The 17,862-nt window shown below is 66.7% G+C and carries 18 protein-coding genes; 8 read left to right on the top strand and 10 right to left on the bottom strand.

Annotated features, from left to right (window positions below; translation table 11 throughout):
* Positions 1–6: 6 nt before the first annotated feature.
* The 4 genes from ACIQCM_RS07780 to ACIQCM_RS07765 form a co-directional block, all read right to left on the bottom strand.
* Positions 7–582: a low molecular weight protein-tyrosine-phosphatase gene (locus ACIQCM_RS07780; protein WP_400605326.1), complete on the bottom strand. Its 576-nt coding sequence runs from the start codon at positions 580–582 to the stop codon at positions 7–9.
* 148 nt (positions 583–730) lie between these two features.
* Entirely contained in the window at positions 731–1,354 is a 624-nt protein-coding gene (locus ACIQCM_RS07775; protein WP_400605325.1) for a LysE family transporter, read from the bottom strand.
* Positions 1,355–1,478: 124 nt separating this feature from the next.
* Positions 1,479–2,297, bottom strand: coding sequence for a methyltransferase domain-containing protein (locus ACIQCM_RS07770; RefSeq protein WP_400605323.1), 819 nt, complete (start codon positions 2,295–2,297; stop codon positions 1,479–1,481).
* A gap of 9 nt (positions 2,298–2,306) precedes the next feature.
* On the bottom strand, positions 2,307–2,771 hold the full coding sequence (locus ACIQCM_RS07765; RefSeq protein WP_400605321.1) for a MarR family winged helix-turn-helix transcriptional regulator: 465 nt from the start codon (positions 2,769–2,771) through the stop codon (positions 2,307–2,309).
* 160 nt (positions 2,772–2,931) lie between these two features.
* Between ACIQCM_RS07765 and ACIQCM_RS07760 the strand changes: the two genes are divergently transcribed.
* From ACIQCM_RS07760 to ACIQCM_RS07725, 8 genes are all read left to right on the top strand, one after another.
* Complete coding sequence (locus ACIQCM_RS07760; RefSeq protein WP_400605319.1) at positions 2,932–5,154, top strand: MMPL family transporter; 2,223 nt, start codon at positions 2,932–2,934, stop codon at positions 5,152–5,154.
* A gap of 158 nt (positions 5,155–5,312) precedes the next feature.
* Positions 5,313–7,178: a molecular chaperone DnaK gene (gene dnaK, locus ACIQCM_RS07755; protein ID WP_400605318.1), complete on the top strand. Its 1,866-nt coding sequence runs from the start codon at positions 5,313–5,315 to the stop codon at positions 7,176–7,178.
* A gap of 2 nt (positions 7,179–7,180) precedes the next feature.
* On the top strand, positions 7,181–7,867 hold the full coding sequence (locus tag ACIQCM_RS07750; protein ID WP_400605316.1) for a nucleotide exchange factor GrpE: 687 nt from the start codon (positions 7,181–7,183) through the stop codon (positions 7,865–7,867).
* Between the two features lie 95 nt (positions 7,868–7,962).
* Complete coding sequence (locus tag ACIQCM_RS07745) at positions 7,963–8,934, top strand: DnaJ C-terminal domain-containing protein (protein WP_400605315.1); 972 nt, start codon at positions 7,963–7,965, stop codon at positions 8,932–8,934.
* A gap of 15 nt (positions 8,935–8,949) precedes the next feature.
* Positions 8,950–9,375 carry a heat shock protein transcriptional repressor HspR gene (locus ACIQCM_RS07740; protein ID WP_400605313.1) on the top strand — a complete coding sequence of 142 codons (426 nt, stop codon included), beginning with the start codon at positions 8,950–8,952 and terminating at the stop codon, positions 9,373–9,375.
* A gap of 179 nt (positions 9,376–9,554) precedes the next feature.
* Positions 9,555–9,953: a hypothetical protein gene (locus tag ACIQCM_RS07735; RefSeq protein WP_400605469.1), complete on the top strand. Its 399-nt coding sequence runs from the start codon at positions 9,555–9,557 to the stop codon at positions 9,951–9,953.
* 8 nt (positions 9,954–9,961) lie between these two features.
* Positions 9,962–10,525 (top strand): hypothetical protein, encoded by a 564-nt coding sequence (locus ACIQCM_RS07730; protein ID WP_400605311.1) that lies wholly within the window; start codon positions 9,962–9,964, stop codon positions 10,523–10,525.
* An 8-nt stretch (positions 10,526–10,533) separates the two neighbouring features.
* On the top strand, positions 10,534–11,322 hold the full coding sequence (locus tag ACIQCM_RS07725; RefSeq protein WP_400605309.1) for a hypothetical protein: 789 nt from the start codon (positions 10,534–10,536) through the stop codon (positions 11,320–11,322).
* Positions 11,323–11,343: 21 nt separating this feature from the next.
* Here ACIQCM_RS07725 and ACIQCM_RS07720 read toward each other — a convergent pair whose 3' ends face one another.
* The 6 genes from ACIQCM_RS07720 to ACIQCM_RS07695 are packed head-to-tail and all read right to left on the bottom strand — an operon-like array spanning position 11,344 to position 17,772.
* Positions 11,344–12,147, bottom strand: a complete 804-nt coding sequence (locus ACIQCM_RS07720) for an HpcH/HpaI aldolase/citrate lyase family protein (protein WP_400605307.1) — start codon at positions 12,145–12,147, stop codon at positions 11,344–11,346.
* Positions 12,132–12,917, bottom strand: a complete 786-nt coding sequence (hpaH, locus tag ACIQCM_RS07715) for a 2-oxo-hept-4-ene-1,7-dioate hydratase (protein WP_400605305.1) — start codon at positions 12,915–12,917, stop codon at positions 12,132–12,134. Before hpaH ends, ACIQCM_RS07720 begins: the two co-directional genes overlap by 16 nt.
* A gap of 2 nt (positions 12,918–12,919) precedes the next feature.
* Positions 12,920–14,002 carry a 3,4-dihydroxyphenylacetate 2,3-dioxygenase gene (gene hpaD, locus ACIQCM_RS07710; RefSeq protein ID WP_400605303.1) on the bottom strand — a complete coding sequence of 361 codons (1,083 nt, stop codon included), beginning with the start codon at positions 14,000–14,002 and terminating at the stop codon, positions 12,920–12,922.
* A 54-nt stretch (positions 14,003–14,056) separates the two neighbouring features.
* On the bottom strand, positions 14,057–15,586 hold the full coding sequence (gene hpaE, locus ACIQCM_RS07705) for a 5-carboxymethyl-2-hydroxymuconate semialdehyde dehydrogenase (protein WP_400605301.1): 1,530 nt from the start codon (positions 15,584–15,586) through the stop codon (positions 14,057–14,059).
* Between the two features lie 12 nt (positions 15,587–15,598).
* A complete protein-coding gene (locus tag ACIQCM_RS07700) occupies positions 15,599–16,282 on the bottom strand; it encodes a GntR family transcriptional regulator (RefSeq protein WP_400605299.1) in 684 nt (227 codons plus the stop codon).
* On the bottom strand, positions 16,282–17,772 hold the full coding sequence (locus ACIQCM_RS07695; RefSeq protein WP_400605297.1) for a fumarylacetoacetate hydrolase family protein: 1,491 nt from the start codon (positions 17,770–17,772) through the stop codon (positions 16,282–16,284). The genes ACIQCM_RS07700 and ACIQCM_RS07695 overlap by 1 nt, the downstream gene beginning before the upstream one ends.
* Between the last annotated feature and the right edge of the window lie 90 nt (positions 17,773–17,862).

Below are 17,862 nucleotides of genomic sequence, written 5' to 3'. Positions count from 1 at the left end.
CGGGCGTTACCTCGCCTGCCGTTGGAGTTCGGACCCCGATAGGATGCCGGCTCCGGAAAGGGCTGCTGTTTCCCGGAGGGCGGCGCTCCGGATATGGTCGACGAGGCCCGGAACTGCGGCATGGATCTGGTGCCAGACGGCGTCGAAGTCGGCATGGCCCCCATACCAAGGGTCCTCGATGCCCTGGTCCAACAGGTCGAGGCCTTCCATGGCGGGGTCGAAGCTCCGCAGCATGCGGATCTTGTCCAGCGACTCCTGGTCGGGGGCCGCTTCGCTGAGCCACGCATAGTGGTCGATGTCCAGGGCGAGGATGAGGTCCCGGTCCTTGAACCATCGCGGTTCCCACTCCCTGGCTACGTGCTCGGCCGAGGCGATCTGGGTTGCCGCGAGGCGCCGCGCTGCCCGCGGGTCAATGGGTCGTCCGGACTCGTAGCCGGTGGTGCCGGCGGAGTCGACAATTACAGTTCCGTCCAGCCCTTCGCGATTCAATGCCTCCCTGAGCATGAGCTCAACCATGGGGGACCGGCAGATATTTCCGGTACAGACGGCGATGACGCGGTATGGGCTCGACGCTGAGTTCATGAGACTAAGCATGCGCGCATATCGGGCCCTTGGCTAGCGCGGGATTCATGTGGGTTGACGATTTTGTAAAGATGAGTGACTTTAGGTCAAACGGGGTAGGGCCCATGGTTGGGCTGCGTCCGGACGCCCGCCTTACCGTTCCCCATGCTCAATGCATGAAGGCGAGCAGGATCCCCACTGCGATGAAGAGGACGCCGAACACGCGGTTGAGCACCAGCTGCCCCCGCTCATTTTGCGTGAACCGCTGGAAAGACCGCGCCGCCGCGGCGAAGAAGAACCACATGACCAGGATGTCGATGGCGACCACCGTGGCCGTGAGGACCGCATACTGCGGCAGCAGCGGCTGCTCAGCCCGGATGAACTGAGGCATGAACGCCAGGAAGAAGACAATCGCCTTGGGGTTCAGCAGGTTCACCCAGAGTCCCCGCCGGAAAATGGACCAGGCGGGTTCATTGCGCCGTGCGGCGGTCTGTTCCCGGGCGACGGTGGGTTTCGCCAGGAATTGCCGGACGCCCAGGTAGACCAGGTAGGCTGCGCCGGCGTACCGGATTACGTTGAAGGCCACGGGAGAGCTGGCCACCAGGACCCCCAGGCCCAGGGCAACGATCACCACGTGGATGACCAGCGCCGCCTGCTGGCCGAGGATGCCCCAAATGGAACGGCGGAAGCCGGCATTTAGCGAGTTGCTCATGGTGTTGATAGCCCCTGCTCCGGGCGTGAAGCTGATCAGGGCGCCGGCGCCCGCAAGGGTGAGCCACAAGGAGAATTGCACTTGATAATCGTACGCGTGGCGGGGCGGTATTCCCTGGCAGCCGCGGTATCCGGTGCCTGCCGGGGGCCTCCATCAGGGGGAAGTCCGGGAGCCGCCCCAACTTGTGCGTGGGTGTCGAGGACCCTCACGCCCGGGCAATGACCTCGCCGTTGGGAATGAGGAACCAGCCGTCGTCCGTGGAGCCCCAACGGTGCCAGCCGGCCGAAATCCTGGCCAGGTCCGCGGGGTTGGCGAAGCCGTACTCCAGGGCCTGCTCCGCGAAGGCCGAGTGCAGGATCCTCTCGCCCCACACGCGCGCCTGCCAGCGGCGCTGCTGCCCGGTGGCGTAAAGCCAGTTGCTGCTGGTGGGCGCAACGTCGCTGAATCCCGCGGCCTGGGCCCAGCTGACCAGCCGCCGTCCGGCGTCGGGCTCTGCTCCGTTCCTCCGTGCGATCCGCTGGTAAAGCTCCATCCACTCGTCGAGTTCAGGAATCGCCGGGTACCAGCTCATGCCGTGGAAGTCGGCGTCCCGCACGGCGACGATGCCGCCAGGCTTGGCGACCCGGCGCATTTCACGCAGGGCTTCCACCGGGTCCGTAAGATGCTGCAGGACCTGGTGGGCGTGCACGACGTCGAACGTGTCGTCGTTGAACTCCAGATCGTAGATGTTGCCCGTGACGAACTCGACGTTGGAGATCCCGCGCTCACCGGCAAGTGCCTTGGCCTGCGCGATGATGTCCGGCGACCGGTCCAGCCCGGTGACCGTTCCCGGGGCCACCAGCCCGGCGAAGTCGCAGGTGATGCTCCCTGGTCCGCAGCCGACGTCGAGCATGTCCGTCCCCGGCTGCAGGTGGGGGAGCACGAAGGCGGCGGAGTTCTCGGCCGTCCGGGCCGCGTGGGCGCGGACCACGGATTCGTGGTGGCCGTGCGTGTAGACATCATCTTCGGGCTGCTGCGCACTCATAACCAAACGCTACTCCTCCCGCGCGGCCACCGTCGCTTCCACCATGGCGGTCATGAAGCGCGTCGCCACCTCGAGTTCCTCCGGCGTGAAAGCAGCCAGCGCTTCCCCCATGTGGCGCGAGAGCGGGGCGAAGATGACGCTGCCGTCCTGGTACGCCTTGGGGGTCATCTTCAGTTCAACCTGGCGGCGGTCGGTGCTGGCGCGCTCGCGGACTACGTGCCCGGACTGGTCCAGCCGGTCGATCAGTGCAGTGGTTGCGGGGGAGCTGAGATTCAGTTCCTTCCGCAGCACGCCGGGCGTGACTACGGCACCCCTGGCGGTGTGGCGCATGATCACGGCCAGGGCATTAAGGTCCGTCCGGTGCATGTCCTTCCGCGCGCCGGCGGTGTCCACGTACCGGTTGGCCTCCAATGTGAACTCCTGGAGGAGGCGCACCAGCGGGTGCGGCCCCGCGGCTGGTCCGGTGCCGGCCATTGCCCGCCTCCTCTTGCAGTCGTAGTGAAATCTTCCGGGCGGTCCAACAGCCCGAACGGATCCTACCCCTTAGCCGGTGCGGCCAAAGAAATCTAGACTGTCACTTATCTCTATAGTAGAGATAATCTGTTGATGAAACGCCGACGCCGGGGAAGGCATTATGAGAGCAAAGCACGCGGGCCAAGTAACCACTAAGGCACCCTTCTGGCTGCGGTGGCTGGTTCCCACAGTCCTGGTCCTTACGTGGCTGGCGCTTGCCGGGATCGGCGGCCCCACCTTCGGCAGGCTGGAGGAGGTCTCCTCCAATGACCAGGCCTCCTTCCTGCCGGCCAGTGCCGAAGCAACCGCGGCCCAGGACTGGCAGGCCAGGTTCCGGGACGCGGATGAGGTTCCGGGCGTCATCGTGATTGAAAATTCGAAACCCTTTACCCCGGCCGAGCTGCGTGAGGCTGCCGGCCTGAAGGCGGAGTTGGAAGGCCTGGAGCTGGGCAGCTCCGTCATCGGACCCATCCCTTCCGAAGACGGCGAAGCGGTGCAGTTCATCGTGCCCGTCAGCGAATCCCTGGAACTCGAGGGGGCCGTGCAGGAACTGCGGGAAACCGCCTCCGCCGGGACGCCGGAGGGCATGCAGTCCTACGTGACCGGCCCCGCAGGCCTCGCGGCGGACCTCACCGGCGCCTTCGCCGGCATCGACGGACTCCTGCTGCTGGTGGCACTGGCGGCGGTGCTGGTCATCCTCCTGGTCGTCTACCGCTCCATCCTGCTGCCGGTCATGGTCCTGTTGACCTCCGTGTTTGCCCTTTGCGCGGCCATCCTCCTGGTGTTCGCCATGGCCAAGGCGGGCTGGATCCAGCTCAACGGGCAAAGCCAGGGCATCCTCTCCATCCTGGTGATCGGCGCGGCTACCGACTACGCACTCCTCTACGTGGCGCGGTTCCGCGAAGCGCTCACGCACACCACCAGCAGGACGGCTGCCGCGCTCACCGCCTGGAAGGCTTCCTTCGAGCCGATCCTGGCCTCCGGTGCCACGGTGATCATCGCCCTTTTGTGCCTGCTGTTCTCCGACCTGAACTCCAACAAAGGGCTGGGTCCGGTGGCCGCGGCCGGCATCCTCTGTGCGCTGTTCGCCGCGCTGACCCTGCTTCCCGCCCTGATGGCACTGTCCGGCCGGGCGGCCTTCTGGCCCTTCCGTCCCAAGCTATTGCCCGACGACGAACGCGAACCCGAGCTGGTCACCGGACTTGAAGGGCAAAAGGGTTTGTGGCGGGCCACCGGTTCCCTGGTCCGGCGCCGGCCGCGCACCGTGTGGGTCGCCTCGGTCCTGCTGCTGCTCGTGGCGTCCGCCGGGGTGCTCCAGCTCAAGGCCAACGGCGTTCCGCAGACGGAGGTCATCCTGTCGGCCTCCAGTGCTGTGGACGGCCAGGAAGCACTGGCCCGCCACTTCGATGCCGGCAGCGGCAGCCCCGCCGTCGTGGTTGCGGAGCAGGGCAAGGCGCCGGAGGTGCTGGAAACGGTGAAAGCGGCCGACGGCGTGGGCGAGGCATATCTGTTGGCTGAGGGTGGTGTTCCCATCACCGGAGCTCCCGGAACCCCCAGCGCCCCGGCGGCCAGGGACGGAAAGGTGCTGATCAACGCGACTCTGGACGCCGCCGCCGATTCGCTCGAGGCCGAGGAGTCCGTGAAGGCCCTGCGCGCCGACGTGAAAGCGGTGGACTCCGGCGCCCTGGTGGGCGGCGTGACGGCGATCGCCCTGGACACCAACACCACGGCGCAGCGGGACCTGCTGATCATCATCCCGATCGTCCTGCTGGTCATTCTGTTCATCCTCATGCTGCTGCTCCGGTCGATTATCGCGCCGGTCCTCCTGGTGCTCTCAGTCGTGCTCTCCTACGCGGCGGCCATGGGGGTGGCAGCGTTCGTGTTCAACAACATCCTGGGCTTCCCCGGTGCCGATGCCACCGTGCCGCTGTTCGGCTTCGTGTTCCTGGTGGCCCTGGGCGTGGACTACAACATCTTCCTGATGAGCCGGGTCCGGGAGGAGTCCCTGAAGCACGGCACCCGCCCCGGAATCCTGCGCGGCCTTGGCGTTACCGGCGGCGTGATTACCTCCGCCGGGGTGGTCCTCGCGGCAACGTTCGCCGCGCTGGGCGTCATCCCCATCATGTTCATGGTGCAGCTGGCGTTCATCGTGGCGTTCGGCGTGCTCCTGGACACCGTCCTGGTGCGCTCCCTGCTGGTCCCCGCGCTGGCCTACGACATCGGCCCGAAGATCTGGTGGCCGGGAAAGCTGGCCCGGGAGGAGCTCCAGAACCCCCGCCCATCGTTCTCCAACGGCGAAACCGTGGTGCCGGCGTCGTACGCGGACGCCCGGGAAACCCGCTGAACGGTGCGGAATTGCCGGCAAGCATGCGGCGCAAAATGCAAAGTTGAGTCAGCTTCGCTCAACTTCGTATTGACATCGCATGCGCCCTGAGTAAAGTTGAGTGCAGAACGCTCAATAGCGGGCGCCAGCAAGTTTCCAAGGAAAGAAGGAAGCAACACATGTCACGTGCAGTAGGTATCGACCTCGGAACCACCAACTCCGTCGTCTCCGTTCTCGAAGGTGGCGAGCCCACCGTTATTGCCAACGCCGAGGGTGGCCGCACCACGCCGTCCGTCGTTGCGTTCTCCAAGTCCGGCGAAGTCCTGGTGGGCGAGATCGCCAAGCGCCAGGCCGTCAACAACATCGACCGCACCATCGCCTCGGTCAAGCGCCACATGGGCACCGACTGGACCAAGGCCATCGATGACAAGAAGTACACCCCGCAGGAAATCTCAGCGCGCATCCTCATGAAGCTGAAGAACGACGCCGAGTCCTACCTGGGTGAAAAGGTCACCGACGCCGTGATCACCGTCCCCGCGTACTTCAACGACGCCGAGCGCCAGGCCACCAAGGAGGCCGGCGAAATCGCGGGCCTGAACGTCCTGCGCATCGTCAACGAGCCCACGGCAGCAGCTCTCGCCTACGGCCTGGACAAGGGCAAGGAAGATGAGCTCATCCTGGTCTTCGACCTCGGTGGCGGTACCTTCGACGTCTCCCTGCTGGAAGTCGGCAAGGACGAAGACAACTTCTCCACCATCCAGGTCCGCGCCACGGCCGGTGACAACCGCCTCGGCGGCGACGACTGGGACCAGCGCGTCGTTGACTACCTGCTGAACCAGCTGAAGGTCAAGGGCATCGACCTGTCCAAGGACAAGATCGCCCTGCAGCGCCTGCGCGAAGCTGCCGAGCAGGCCAAGAAGGAACTGTCCTCCTCCACCAGCACCAACGTCTCGCTTCAGTACCTCTCCGTCACCCCCGACGGCCCGGTCCACCTGGACGAGCAGCTGACCCGCGCCAAGTTCCAGGACCTCACGAAGGACCTGCTGGAGCGCACCAAGAAGCCGTTCCACGACGTCATCAAGGAAGCCGGCATCAAGCTCTCCGACATCAACCACATCGTGCTGGTGGGTGGCTCAACCCGTATGCCCGCCGTGTACGACCTGGTCAAGGAACTGGCCGGCGGCAAGGAGCCGAACAAGGGCGTGAACCCGGACGAGGTTGTCGCCGTTGGTGCAGCCCTGCAGGCCGGTGTTCTGAAGGGTGAGCGCAAGGACGTCCTGCTGATCGACGTCACCCCGCTGTCCCTCGGCATCGAAACCAAGGGCGGAGTGATGACGCACCTGATCGAGCGCAACACCGCCATCCCCACCAAGCGGTCCGAGACCTTCACCACGGCGGACGACAACCAGCCGTCCGTGGCCATCCAGGTCTTCCAGGGCGAGCGCGAGTTCACCCGCGACAACAAGCCGCTGGGCACGTTCGAGCTGACCGGCATCGCGCCGGCACCGCGCGGCGTCCCGCAGGTCGAGGTCACCTTCGACATCGACGCCAACGGCATCGTCCACGTTTCCGCGAAGGACAAGGGCACCGGCAAGGAACAGTCCATGACCATCACCGGCGGCACCGCGCTCTCCAAGGAAGACATCGACCGCATGGTCCGTGACGCCGAGGAGCACGCAGCCGAGGACAAGGCCCGCCGCGAGGCAACCGACACCCGCAACTCCGCCGAGCAGCTGGCCTACTCCGTGGACAAGCTGATCGCGGACAACGCCGACAAGCTGCCTGAAGAGGTCAAGACCGAGGTCCAGTCCGACGTCGACGAGCTCAAGAAGGCACTCGAAGGCACCGACGATGCCGCCGTGAAGACTGCGTTCGAGAAGCTGCAGGCTTCCCAGACCAAGCTCGGCGAGGCCATCTACGCCCAGGCCGGTTCCCCTGACGGCGCCACCGGCGCTGCGGGCGCCGACGGTGCCCCCGCCGGTGACAAGGCTGACGAAGACATCGTTGACGCCGAGATCATCGACGAAGACGAAGCGAAGAAGTAGCCATGCCCCATCACGGTAACGAGGAAGAGCACAACGCTTCCCGCGATCAGGAACGCCGTGACGGCGGCTCGGGCCACCAGGAGCCGGTGATCCGGGACAACCGCAAGGTTGACCCGGTCACCGGGCAGGCCCGGCACCCGGACGCGCAGGCTTCGGGCCGGGAGGGCCAGGATTCCGACGGCGATGCGCTCGCCCAGGCGGAGGAGATCCTTAACGGCGTGGACGTGCCGGCCGAGGAATCCGTAGCCCGGGGCGTGGCGGCGGAAGCGGGAAGCGCGGAGGCAGCCGAACTCCGCAACGACCTGCTCCGCCTGCAGGCGGAGTACGTCAACTACCGCAAGCGCGTTGAACGCGACCGCGCCGTGGCAGGGGAGATGGCCGTCATCGGCGTCCTGAACTCCCTGCTTCCGGTCCTGGATGACGTGGATGCCGCCCGGCAGCACGGCGACCTTGCCGACGGCCCCTTCGCCGCGATCGCAGCCAAGCTGGAGAACGCACTGAAGACCTACGGCCTGGTCCGCATCGACCAGACCGGCGTGGAGTTCGATCCCACGATCCACGAGGCCCTGATCCAGCAGCCCGGCGAGGACATCGAGGTTGACACCGTCAGCCAGGTGCTCCGCTCCGGCTACAAGTCAGGCGAACGCGTCCTCCGCGCGGCCCAGGTCATCGTCGCGGTACCTGCGTAGCATTACCCCACGCGAGATGGCAGTTCGCGGCAGTGTTGGGCAACCACATTGCTGTGAACTGCCATCTCGGCAAAGATTTTTGAAAGGAAACGCCATTGGCTAGCCAGGATTGGGTGGACAAGGACTTTTACAAGATCCTCGGTGTCGCCAAGGACGCTTCCGACGCCGACATCAAGAAGGCCTACCGGAAGCTGGCCCGCGAGCACCACCCTGACACCAACTCGGGCAACTCGGCGTCCGAGAAGAAGTTCAAGGACATCTCCGAGGCCTATTCCGTGCTGTCCGATCCCGAGGAGCGCCAGCAGTACGACGCCATCCGGGCCATGGGCAGCGGTGCCCGGTTCGCGCCGGGCGGCGCCGGTGCGGCAAACGGCGGGTTTGAGGACATGTTCGGCGGCCTCTTCACGGGCAACACCGGACGCCACGCCGGGGGGTTCAACCCGGCCGGCGGGGGCATTCCGCCGGAATTCGCGGACCTCTTCGGCGGCTTCGGCGGCGCCGGCGGCTACCAGCGCGCTCCGCAACGGGGCGCGGACCGCACGGCTTCCACCACCATCTCGTTCGCAGGGTCCATCCGCGGCACCACCATCGGCCTGCGCGAACCGAACGGCGAGGTCATCGACGTCCGCGTGCCCGCCGGCATCAAGGACGGCCAGAAGATCCGCGTCCGCGGCAAGGGCCAGCCCAGCCCCGCGGGCAACGGAGACCTGATGGTTGCTGTTTCGGTCAAGCCGCACCCGTTCTACACGCGCGACGGCGACAACCTCCGCATCCATGTCCCGGTCAGCTTCCCGGAGGCTGCCTTGGGCGCCGACATCGAGGTCCCGACGATCGACGGCGACAAGGTGCGGGTCCGCGTTCCGGCGGGAACGCCGTCGGGCCGTACGCTGCGGGTGAAGGGCAAAGGCGTGAAGACCTCCAAGGGGACGGGCGACCTGCTGGTGACCATCGACGTCGCGGTTCCCAAGAACCTGAACAAAGAAGCCGAAGCTGCCGTCAAGGCGTTTGCCGAAGCCACCGCGGACGCTGACGTCCGGGAAGGCCTGGCCGCCAAGGCCCGGCTGTAACCGGCGGTCATTGCCATGGACATCAGCGCTGATCAGCCAATCTTCGTGATTTCGGTGGCGGCCGAACTGGCGGACATGCATCCCCAGACGCTCCGGCAGTACGACCGGCTGGGGATCGTTTCGCCGCGCCGGGCGCCCGGTAAATCGCGGCGCTACTCGCAGCGGGACGTCAACATGCTCCGCGAGGTGCAGCGGCTGTCCCAGGAAGGCGTATCGCTCGAGGGGATCAAGCGCATCCTGGAACTTGAGAACCAGGTGGCCGCCCTCCGGAACCGCGTGTCCGAGCTGACCGAAGAGCTGGCCCGGCGCCCGCAGCCGTTCGATTCGCGCATCTTCGCTGCGGGTGCGGCCGGCGATGTGGTGAGCCTGGCCCGCGGCCAGCGTCCCCGGCCGCGTTCGCAGGCCGTAGTGGTCTGGCGGCCGCGCGCCCTGGGGCAGTAAGCGGCATCCAAGTACCCGGCCCGGTGCCCTGCGGGAAAGTAGAGTACCCGCTACTGGTGACCCGCCAACCCCTGGAACCTTGAATTGAATCACCTGCTGGATCAGCAGCAGGCGGTTTCAATGTTCTGGGGGTTTTCCATGTTTGGTTCTCACTGCAAGGCCCGGCGATGAGCCCGGGAATGGAATCGGTGGCGGCGATCAGCGCGTCCCTTCCGGGTCTGGTCATCCTGTCCCTGGGGCAGGCCATGGTGGTGGTGTGCGTCTGCTTCGACATGGTGCGAGCACTGTCCGTGCCAGGGTCCCAGAGCCGTTACGTGGCCAGCACCGTTTTCCGCACCCTGGCGGTGCCGTCCGTCATCTCGCTGGCTGTCAGCGTGCTGGTGGATCTGGTGATGGCCTCCATGTCGGGAGTGGGGATGGCCATGTTCGTCCTGGTGGCCATCATTTTCCGCCTGCACCACGACAAGGACGAAGACAACTGGTGGAAGGGCAAGGGCAAGAAACTCGCCCGCTGGGCCCGCCGCCGGTTCGCAGGACGTGTGTCCGGCAGGGCCGTCACCGCCCCGGCCCTGGGATAGGCCCGAGCGTGGCGGACCTTCGGCTCATCGCGCGTGTGCTGTTCCTGCGTGCGGCATGGCGTCCCCGAGACCACTGGGATGCGGCCAGGATCTCCCGCCACCAGGAGGAGTCCCTGCGGAGGCTGCGCGGGGCAGCCTATACGGGCTCGGAGTTCTACCGCCGGCATCACGCGGGACTGCAAAACGCCCCCTTGGACCAGCTGCCGCCGGTCACCAAGGCCGACCTCATGGAGAACTTCGACCAGGCGGTCACCGCGCCGGGACTGAAGCTGGCCGACGTCGAAGATCAACTGCGCATCTTGACCGACGGCGGGGGTAACCCGGGGAAGCCGTGGCGGGGGAGGTGGTGGGCGGCTGCAACCGCCGGGACCACCGGCCGGCGGGGTACGTTCGTCTGGAACCGGTCCGAATGGTCGACGGTCCTGGCTTCGTACGCGAGGGCGAACGACTGGGCCGGTATCGCTGCGGGCCCTTGGCGGCCGCTCAAGATGGCACTGGTCAGCTCCCGCGTGCCCACCCACCAGTCCGCCGTGGTGGGGCATCGTTCAGCTCCCGCCTGGTTCCCACCCTGAGGCTGGATGTGACCGCACCCATGGCGGAGTCCGTTGCGGCGCTCAACCGCTTCCAGCCGAGGGTGCTGGTTGGTTACGCCTCGGCCCTCCAGCCACTGGCGGCTGAGCAGCGTTCAGGACGCCTCCGCATTGCACCTGAAGGCGTCATGTCCGCCTCCGAAGTCCTCACCGGGCAGGCGGCGTCGGAGATGCGGGAGGCCTGGGGCAGGACGCCGTTCGACGTGTATGCCGCCACCGAAACGGCGGGGATCGCCTCCCCCTGCGCCCACCGCAACCGCCACGTCTACGAGGACCTTGTCATCGTAGAACCCGTGGATGGAGACGGTAATGGGGTTGAGCCGGGGACCACCGGCGCGAAGCTGCTGGTCACGGTGCTTTTCTCCCGGACCCTGCCGCTCATCCGCTACGAACTGTCCGACACCGTAAGGCTCGGCGGCCGAGGCTGCCCGTGCGGGCGTTCCTTCAGGCTGCTCCAGGACGTCGAGGGCCGCCTCGAAGACGTCCTCCAGCTGCCAGGCAGGACCGGCGCCGTCAGGGTCCACCCCATCCTCTTCCACCACGCGCTGGACTCCGCAGCGGTCTCGGGGTGGCAGGTCATCCAGGAGCCGTCCCGCCTGCGGATCCTGGTCGCGGGCATCAGGCCTGGCTTGTCCGCCGACGGGATCCGCGCTGCCGTGTCGGCCGAACTGACAAAGGCAGGCGTCGCCGGGATCCCCCTGGACGTCCAGGTGGTGGAACGGCTGGAACGGACGCCGCTGGGCAAAGCTCCCTATGTGCGGAGGCTGCCCGGCGGCTGATCCCGGCTTCCGCCATGGCGCTCAGTAGCTGGCGTGCGGGTCGCCGTCGGCCGGCTCGATGTACTGCGCGGCGAGGGCTTCGGAGCCTCGGGCCAAGAGGGCGACGTCGGCTCCGACCAGGATGAAGTCCGCGCCGTTGGCGAGGTAGTGCCGGGCGGTGTCCAGGTTGAAGGCGTTGACGCCCACCGGCTTCCCGGCCGCCTTCGCAGCGGCTAGGCAGCGTTCGACGGCGGCGCGCACCTCGGGGTGTTCCTGCTGGCCCAGCAGGCCCATTGATGCCGCGAGGTCGGAGGGGCCGAGGAAGATGGCGTCCACGCCGTCGACCTTCAGGATGTCCCCGACCGCGTCCACGGCGGCGGTGGATTCGATCTGGACGGTGACGCTGATGGTCTCGTTCGCCCGGGCAAGGTAGTCCGGGATCCGGTTCCAGCGTGCGGCACGGGCCAGGGCCGAGCCAACACCGCGGACGCCGTGGGGCGGGTAGCGGGTGGCCGCCACGGCGGCCTCGGCTTCAGCCACGGAGTTGACCATGGGGATAAGCAGGTTCTGCACGCCCAGGTCCAGGTACTGCTTGATCACCACGGTGTCGTTGACCGGCGGCCGGACCACGGTGTGGACCGGGTAACCGTGGATCGCCTGGAGCTGGGCGAGGACGGACTCGAGCCCGTTGGGGCTGTGCTCCGCATCCACCAGCAGCCAGTCCAGTCCCGACCCCGCGCAGAGCTCGGCAATCAACGGGCTCCCGGAGCACACCCACATCCCGGCCAGCGGCCGCTTGGCCGAAGCCAGCGCGGACCGGAAGGTGTCCTCTATTCGAAGCGGCATGTCACAACTCCCAGGGGTCCGTAGTCAGCGTGGACGGTATCGCCCTTGTACACCCACATCGGGCGGGTGAAGGACCCGGCGAGGATGATGTCGCCGGCCTTCAGCGAATCCCCGTGGGCTGCGATCTTGTTGGCCAGCCAGTGGACGCCGTTGGCCGGGTGGTCCAGGACGCCGGCGGCCACGCCGGTTTCCTCCACGGTCTGGTTCTTATAGAGAATGGCCGGGACCCAGCGCAGGTCCACCGCGTCCGGCTTTACCGGGTTCCCGCCGATCACCATGGCGCCCATCGCGGCGTTGTCCGAGATGGTGTCCACGATGGTCCGGCCCTCCATCTCAATCCTGGAATCCAGGATCTCCAGGGCGGGAACAACATAGTCAGTGGCCTTCAGGACGTCGAAGATGCTGGCGCCGGGGCCCTCGAGCCCGTCCTTGAGAACGAATGCCAGCTCCACCTCCACCCGCGGATGGGTGTACCGATCCCATTCCACCGAGCAGCCGGTTTCCAGCACCATGTCATCGAAGATGGCGCCGTAGTCCGGCTCGGTGATGCCAGTGGCGGCCTGCATTGTCTTGGATGTGAGGCCGATCTTGCGCCCCACCAGGGTCCTGCCGGCTTCCTCGTTACGGCGGCGCCACAGCTGCTGGACCGCGTAGGAATCCTCCACCGTCATGCCCGGGTAGCGGGTTGTCAGGAGGGGAACAGGGGTGCGGGTTCGGCCGGCTTCCAGCAGCTCGTCCGCGATGGCCTTAATCGTCTCGGCGTCCAGCATGACTAGAGCTGCGCCCCCAGCTTGAAGCCTTCAGCCTGCGCGCCCTCGTCCGGTTTGCGGGTGTAGGAGAATCCGTCGGCCCCCACGGTCACCGCCATTTCGCTCTTTTCCTCGCGGATGATCACGGGCTGCGGGTTGCCGTCCAGGTCCAGGACCAGGGAGGCCTCGGTGTACCAGGACGGGACCACCGGGTTGCCCCACCAGTCGCGGCGCTGGTTGTCATGGACGTCCCAGGTGATGGTGGGGTTGTCCGGGTCGCCCGTGTAGTAGTCCTGGGTGTAGATCTCCACGCGGTGGCCGTCCGGATCCAGGATGTAGAGGTAGAACGCGTTGGAGACGCCGTGCCGTCCGGGGCCGCGTTCGATCCGGTCGCTGATGCGCAGGGCGCCCATCTTGTCGCAGATCTGGATGATGTTGTGCTTCTCGTGCGTGGCGAACGCGACGTGGTGCATGCGCGGGCCGTTGCCGCCCGTGAGGGCGGTGTCGTGGACTGTCTGCTTGCGGTGCATCCACGCAGCGTACGTGACGCCGTCGGAATCCTTGATGTCCTCGGAGACGCGGAAGCCGAGGTCCTCCAGGTAGGCCCGGCCGCGCGGGACGTCCGGGGTGACCTGGTTGAAGTGGTCCAGGCGGACCAGCTCGCCTGCGGAGTAGAGGTCGTAGCGCTGGGTGAGGCGCTCCACGTGCTCCACTTCGTAGAAGAACTCGTAGGGGAAGCCCAGCGGGTCCTCTACCCTGACCGAATCGCCGATGCCCTTGGTGAAGCCTTCCCTGCGGCGCTCCACCCGGCAGCCGAGTTCGCGGTAGTAGGCCTCGGCGGCGTCCACTTCGGCGGGCGACTTCACCCGGTAGGCGAAGGCGGCGACGGCGGCGATGGGTCCCTTGCGCAGCACCAGGTTGTGGTGGATGAATTCCTCCAGGGAGCGCAGGTAGATCGCGTTTTCGTCTTCCTCGGTGACGTGCAGGCCCAGGACGTCAACGTAGAACTCGCGGGACTTCGCGAGGTCCGTGACCACGATTTCCATGTAGGCGCAGCGGACGATGTCCGGTGCCGGGACCGTGGGGGTGGGGACGAAATTGGTCATGATGGTCTCTCTTCTTTGAAAGGGGTTGTGAAAGTCCGACGGCGGCCGGCCGGCTTACGCGCCGAACTCGGGGGTGTGGCCAAATTTAGGAGTATGCACAGGGCCGAGGGTGATGTGCACGGCCTGCTGGTCGGTGTAGAAGTCGATGGAGCGGTAGCCGCCCTCGTGGCCCAGGCCCGAGGCCTTGACGCCGCCAAACGGGGTGCGCAGGTCGCGGACGTTATGGCTGTTCAGCCACACCATCCCGGCCTCGACGTTCTGCGAGAAGTTGTGGGCCCGGGTGAGGTTCTGGGTCCAGATGTAGGCGGCGAGGCCGTACTTCGTGTTGTTGGCCAGGGCGAGGGCCTCGTCGTCGTTCTCGAACGGGGTGATGGCCACGACGGGTCCGAAGATTTCCTCCTGGAAGATCCGGGCGTCGGGGGCGACGTCGGCGAACACGGTGGGTGCGATGTAGTTGCCTTCGGGCAGGTGGTCGGGGCGGCCGCCGCCGGCCAGGAGCCGTCCCTCGGACTTGCCGATCTCCACGTAGGATGCGACCTTCTCGTAGTGCTCCGGGTGGACCAGGGCGCCCACCTGGGTCTTGGGGTCGTGCGGATCTCCCACCACGATGTTCCTGGCCCGGGCAGCGTACTTTTCGCAGAATTCGTCATAGATGGCGCGTTCCACCAGGATGCGGGACCCGGCGGTGCAGCGCTCGCCGTTCAGGGAGAAGACCCCGAAGAGGGCGGAATCTATCGCGGCGTCCAGGTCGGCGTCGGCGAAAACGACGCACGGGGACTTGCCGCCGAGCTCCATGGAGAGGCCCTTGAGGTTCGCTGCCGCGTTCCGGAAAATCGTCTGGCCGGTGGTGGTCTCGCCGGTGAAGGAGATCAGCGGGACGTCCGGGTGCTTGACCAGGGCGTCGCCGGCTTCCTCGCCGAGGCCGTTGACCAGGTTGAAGACGCCGTCGGGCAGGCCCGCTTCCTTGAAGATGGTGGCCCACAGCGAGGCGGACAGCGGCGTGAACTCGGCCGGCTTCAGGACCACGGTGTTCCCGGTGGCCAGCGCCGGGGCGAGCTTCCAGGACTCCAGCATGAACGGGGTGTTCCACGGCGTGATCAGGCCGGCGACGCCTATCGGCTTGCGGTTCACGTAGTTGATCTGCGAGCCGGGGACCTTCATGGCGTCGTCGAACTGGGCCACGATCAGGTCCGCGAAGAAGCGGAAGTTCTCGGCCGCGCGCAGGGCCTGGCCCTTGGCCTGGGTGATCGGCAGGCCGGTGTCGAAGGTTTCGAGCTCGGCCAGGCGTGCTTCCTGCGCTTCGACGGCGTCCGCAATTTTGTTCAGGACGCGGGCCCGCTCACGGGGCTTCATCTTCGGCCACGGGCCGTTCACGAAAGCTTCGCGGGCGGCGGCGACGGCCAGGTCGATGTCCTCTTTCTGGCCGGCCGCGGCGGTGGCGTAGTTGCGGTTGGACACCGGGTCCAGGACGTCGAAGGTCTTCCCGCCCACGGAGTCAACGAACTCGCCGTTGATGTAGTGCTGGATATGTGCGGGCAGGTCCTTCGGGACGTAGTGCCGGGAGGTTTCTACGGAGGTCGTCATCGTTGATGTCCTTTACTGGTGCTTTGCTTGGGCGAGGTATGCGTCCAGGGTGGCCGCCCGGTGCTGGCGGGCGGCTTTTTCGATGGTGTCCGGATCGGCGCCGGATTCGATGAGCTGCAGCAGCCCTTCGTGCTCCGCCACGGATTCGCGGGCCCGGCCGGGGACGAAGCGGAACGTGGAGGACCGCAGTGCGGCCAGCCGGTTCCAGCCGCGGTGGACCAGGTCCAGGATGTGCGGGTTGGGGCAGTGCTCAAAGAGGACGCTGTGGAAGTCCTGGTTCAGCTGGGTGAACCGGACGGGGTTGAAGTGTTCAAGGCATTCGCGCATTTCCTCGTTCACGGCGCGGGCGCGTGCGATGGCCGCCGCATCGATCAGCGGGGCCGACAGCGCCGTGGCGGCACCCTCCACGATGCTGAGCGTCTGCATGGTGTACAGGTATTCGGTGGGGTCGATGCCGGCTACGGTAGCGCCCACGTTGCGTTCGAACTTCACCAGGCCCTCGGCCTCCAGCCGGCGGATGGCTTCGCGGACCGGGACCACGCTGAAACCGAGGTCCTTGGCGATGGTGCCCAGCACCAGCCGGTACCCGGGGGTGTAGGTGCCCTCGACGATCCGCGCCTTGACGGCCCGGTACGCCTGTTCGGACTTGCTGCCGGGAGCGGCAGCGGGGAGGTCGGTGACGGCTGTTTCAGTCATCAGCTTTTCCTGCTTCCCATTCGTTCCCACTCCGCGTACTTGTTCTGCCATTCGGCGTTCATCGGGTAGAGGCCGTCAACGCTGTTGCCCTGTTTGACCATTTCGAAGATGAAAGCTTCTTCCTTCTCCTGCTGGATGCAGTCGTCCACCAGTTCTTCGGCGATGGCCGGCGGTATGACTAGGATGCCGTCGGCGTCGGCCACGATGATGTCGCCGGGCTGGACCGTGGCACCGCCGCAGGCGATGGTGATGTCCGTGTCCCAGGGGATATGGCGGCGGCCGAGGACCGCGGGGTGCGGGTTGGCGAAGTACGTGGGCATGTCCAACCCCGCCACGGCGGTGAAGTCGCGGACACCGCCGTCGGTGATGATGGCTGCGGCGCCGCGGACCTGGGCGCGAAGGGCCAGGATGTCACCAACAGTGCCCGTGCCCTTCTCGCCGCGGGCCTCCATCACCAGGATTTCGCCCTCGTTGACCGAGTCGATGGCCTTCTTCTGCGCATTGAAACCGCCGCCGTGGGTCTTGAAGAGGTCCTCGCGGTTGGGCACGTAGCGCAGGGTCCTGGCCAGTCCCACCACGCGGCGGTCCGGGCGAGTGCCCTGCAGGCCATCGATGCTGACATTGTTCAGGCCGCGCTTGCGCATCTGCGAGGAGAGGGTGGCGGTGGCCACGGATTCCAGCTTGGCCTTCAGCTCCGGGGACAATGCAGGTCCGACAGCGGCTTCCGCAGCAGGTGCCAGCCCCGCCGCTTCGCGCGAGCCGTACGCCTCCTCCCGCTGCAGGTCATCAACCCTGGGCCGGGCACCAAAGTCCGCGAACGGCGTCGTGCCTTCCACAACGGTGGTGGCCAGCCGGCCGGTGGTAAGGCCACCGGCGGAAACTTCAACTTCGAGGACGTCTCCGGGCCTGGCCACGGAGGCGCCGGCGGGGGTGCCGGTGAGGATGATGTCACCCTCCTCCAGGGTGAGCAGCTGGGACAGGTCCGCCACCAGCCGGGAGAACGGGAAGAGCAGGTCTTCCGTGGTGTCGTCCTGAACCAGGTCGCCGTTGTGCCAGGTCCGGACCCGCAGCTGCGCGGGGTCGACGGCGTCGGCCGGGATGAGTGCCGGGCCCACCGGGGTGAAGCCGTCCCCGCCCTTGGACCGGAGGTTGGACCCCTTGTCCGCCCAGCGCAGGTCGTACACCCCCAGGTCGTTGCTGGCAGTGACGGCGGCAACGTGGCTCCACGCGTCCTCGATGCTGACGCGGCGGGCCGCCTTGCCGATGACCAGGGCGATCTCGCCCTCGTAGCCGAGCAGTTCACAGCCCGCGGGCCGCTCCACGGTGCCCCCGGTCAGTGCCAGGGAGCTGGAGGGCTTGAGGAAGTAGGAGGGCTGGGCGGGGGTGCGGCCGCGCTGGGCAGCACGGCTGGGGTAGTTGATGTGCACCGCAATCACCTTGCGGACTGACGCCAGCGTGTCCTCGTTGACCAGCTCCACGTTTCTCCTCATCAGGTACGAAATCGTATACGATCACTATGGCGCGTTGCGTCGGGTCCGTCAACCCCTCCCTTCGACGGCGTGCCGGGGCGGCTAGGGGCC

Source organism: Pseudarthrobacter sp. NPDC092439 (genome assembly GCF_044754945.1).
Lineage (GTDB): Bacteria > Actinomycetota > Actinomycetes > Actinomycetales > Micrococcaceae > Arthrobacter.
The sequence above is the reverse complement of the archived record's forward strand: the minus strand, read 5'-3'. Positions and strand labels throughout refer to the sequence as shown.

What these genes read in the sequence shown, in the direction of transcription:
- ACIQCM_RS07780 (WP_400605326.1), bottom strand. Translation starts at nt 582, where the DNA reads ATGAACTCAGCGTCGAGCCCATACCGCGTCATCGCCGTCTGTACCGGA.
- ACIQCM_RS07770 (WP_400605323.1), bottom strand. Translation starts at nt 2,297, where the DNA reads ATGAGTGCGCAGCAGCCCGAAGATGATGTCTACACGCACGGCCACCAC.
- ACIQCM_RS07765 (WP_400605321.1), bottom strand. Translation starts at nt 2,771, where the DNA reads ATGGCCGGCACCGGACCAGCCGCGGGGCCGCACCCGCTGGTGCGCCTC.
- ACIQCM_RS07760 (WP_400605319.1), top strand. Translation starts at nt 2,932, where the DNA reads ATGAGAGCAAAGCACGCGGGCCAAGTAACCACTAAGGCACCCTTCTGG.
- dnaK (WP_400605318.1), top strand. Translation starts at nt 5,313, where the DNA reads ATGTCACGTGCAGTAGGTATCGACCTCGGAACCACCAACTCCGTCGTC.
- ACIQCM_RS07750 (WP_400605316.1), top strand. Translation starts at nt 7,181, where the DNA reads ATGCCCCATCACGGTAACGAGGAAGAGCACAACGCTTCCCGCGATCAG.
- ACIQCM_RS07740 (WP_400605313.1), top strand. Translation starts at nt 8,950, where the DNA reads ATGGACATCAGCGCTGATCAGCCAATCTTCGTGATTTCGGTGGCGGCC.
- ACIQCM_RS07735 (WP_400605469.1), top strand. Translation starts at nt 9,555, where the DNA reads ATGGAATCGGTGGCGGCGATCAGCGCGTCCCTTCCGGGTCTGGTCATC.
- ACIQCM_RS07720 (WP_400605307.1), bottom strand. Translation starts at nt 12,147, where the DNA reads ATGCCGCTTCGAATAGAGGACACCTTCCGGTCCGCGCTGGCTTCGGCC.
- hpaH (WP_400605305.1), bottom strand. Translation starts at nt 12,917, where the DNA reads ATGCTGGACGCCGAGACGATTAAGGCCATCGCGGACGAGCTGCTGGAA.
- hpaD (WP_400605303.1), bottom strand. Translation starts at nt 14,002, where the DNA reads ATGACCAATTTCGTCCCCACCCCCACGGTCCCGGCACCGGACATCGTC.
- hpaE (WP_400605301.1), bottom strand. Translation starts at nt 15,586, where the DNA reads ATGACGACCTCCGTAGAAACCTCCCGGCACTACGTCCCGAAGGACCTG.
- ACIQCM_RS07700 (WP_400605299.1), bottom strand. Translation starts at nt 16,282, where the DNA reads ATGACTGAAACAGCCGTCACCGACCTCCCCGCTGCCGCTCCCGGCAGC.
- ACIQCM_RS07695 (WP_400605297.1), bottom strand. Translation starts at nt 17,772, where the DNA reads ATGAGGAGAAACGTGGAGCTGGTCAACGAGGACACGCTGGCGTCAGTC.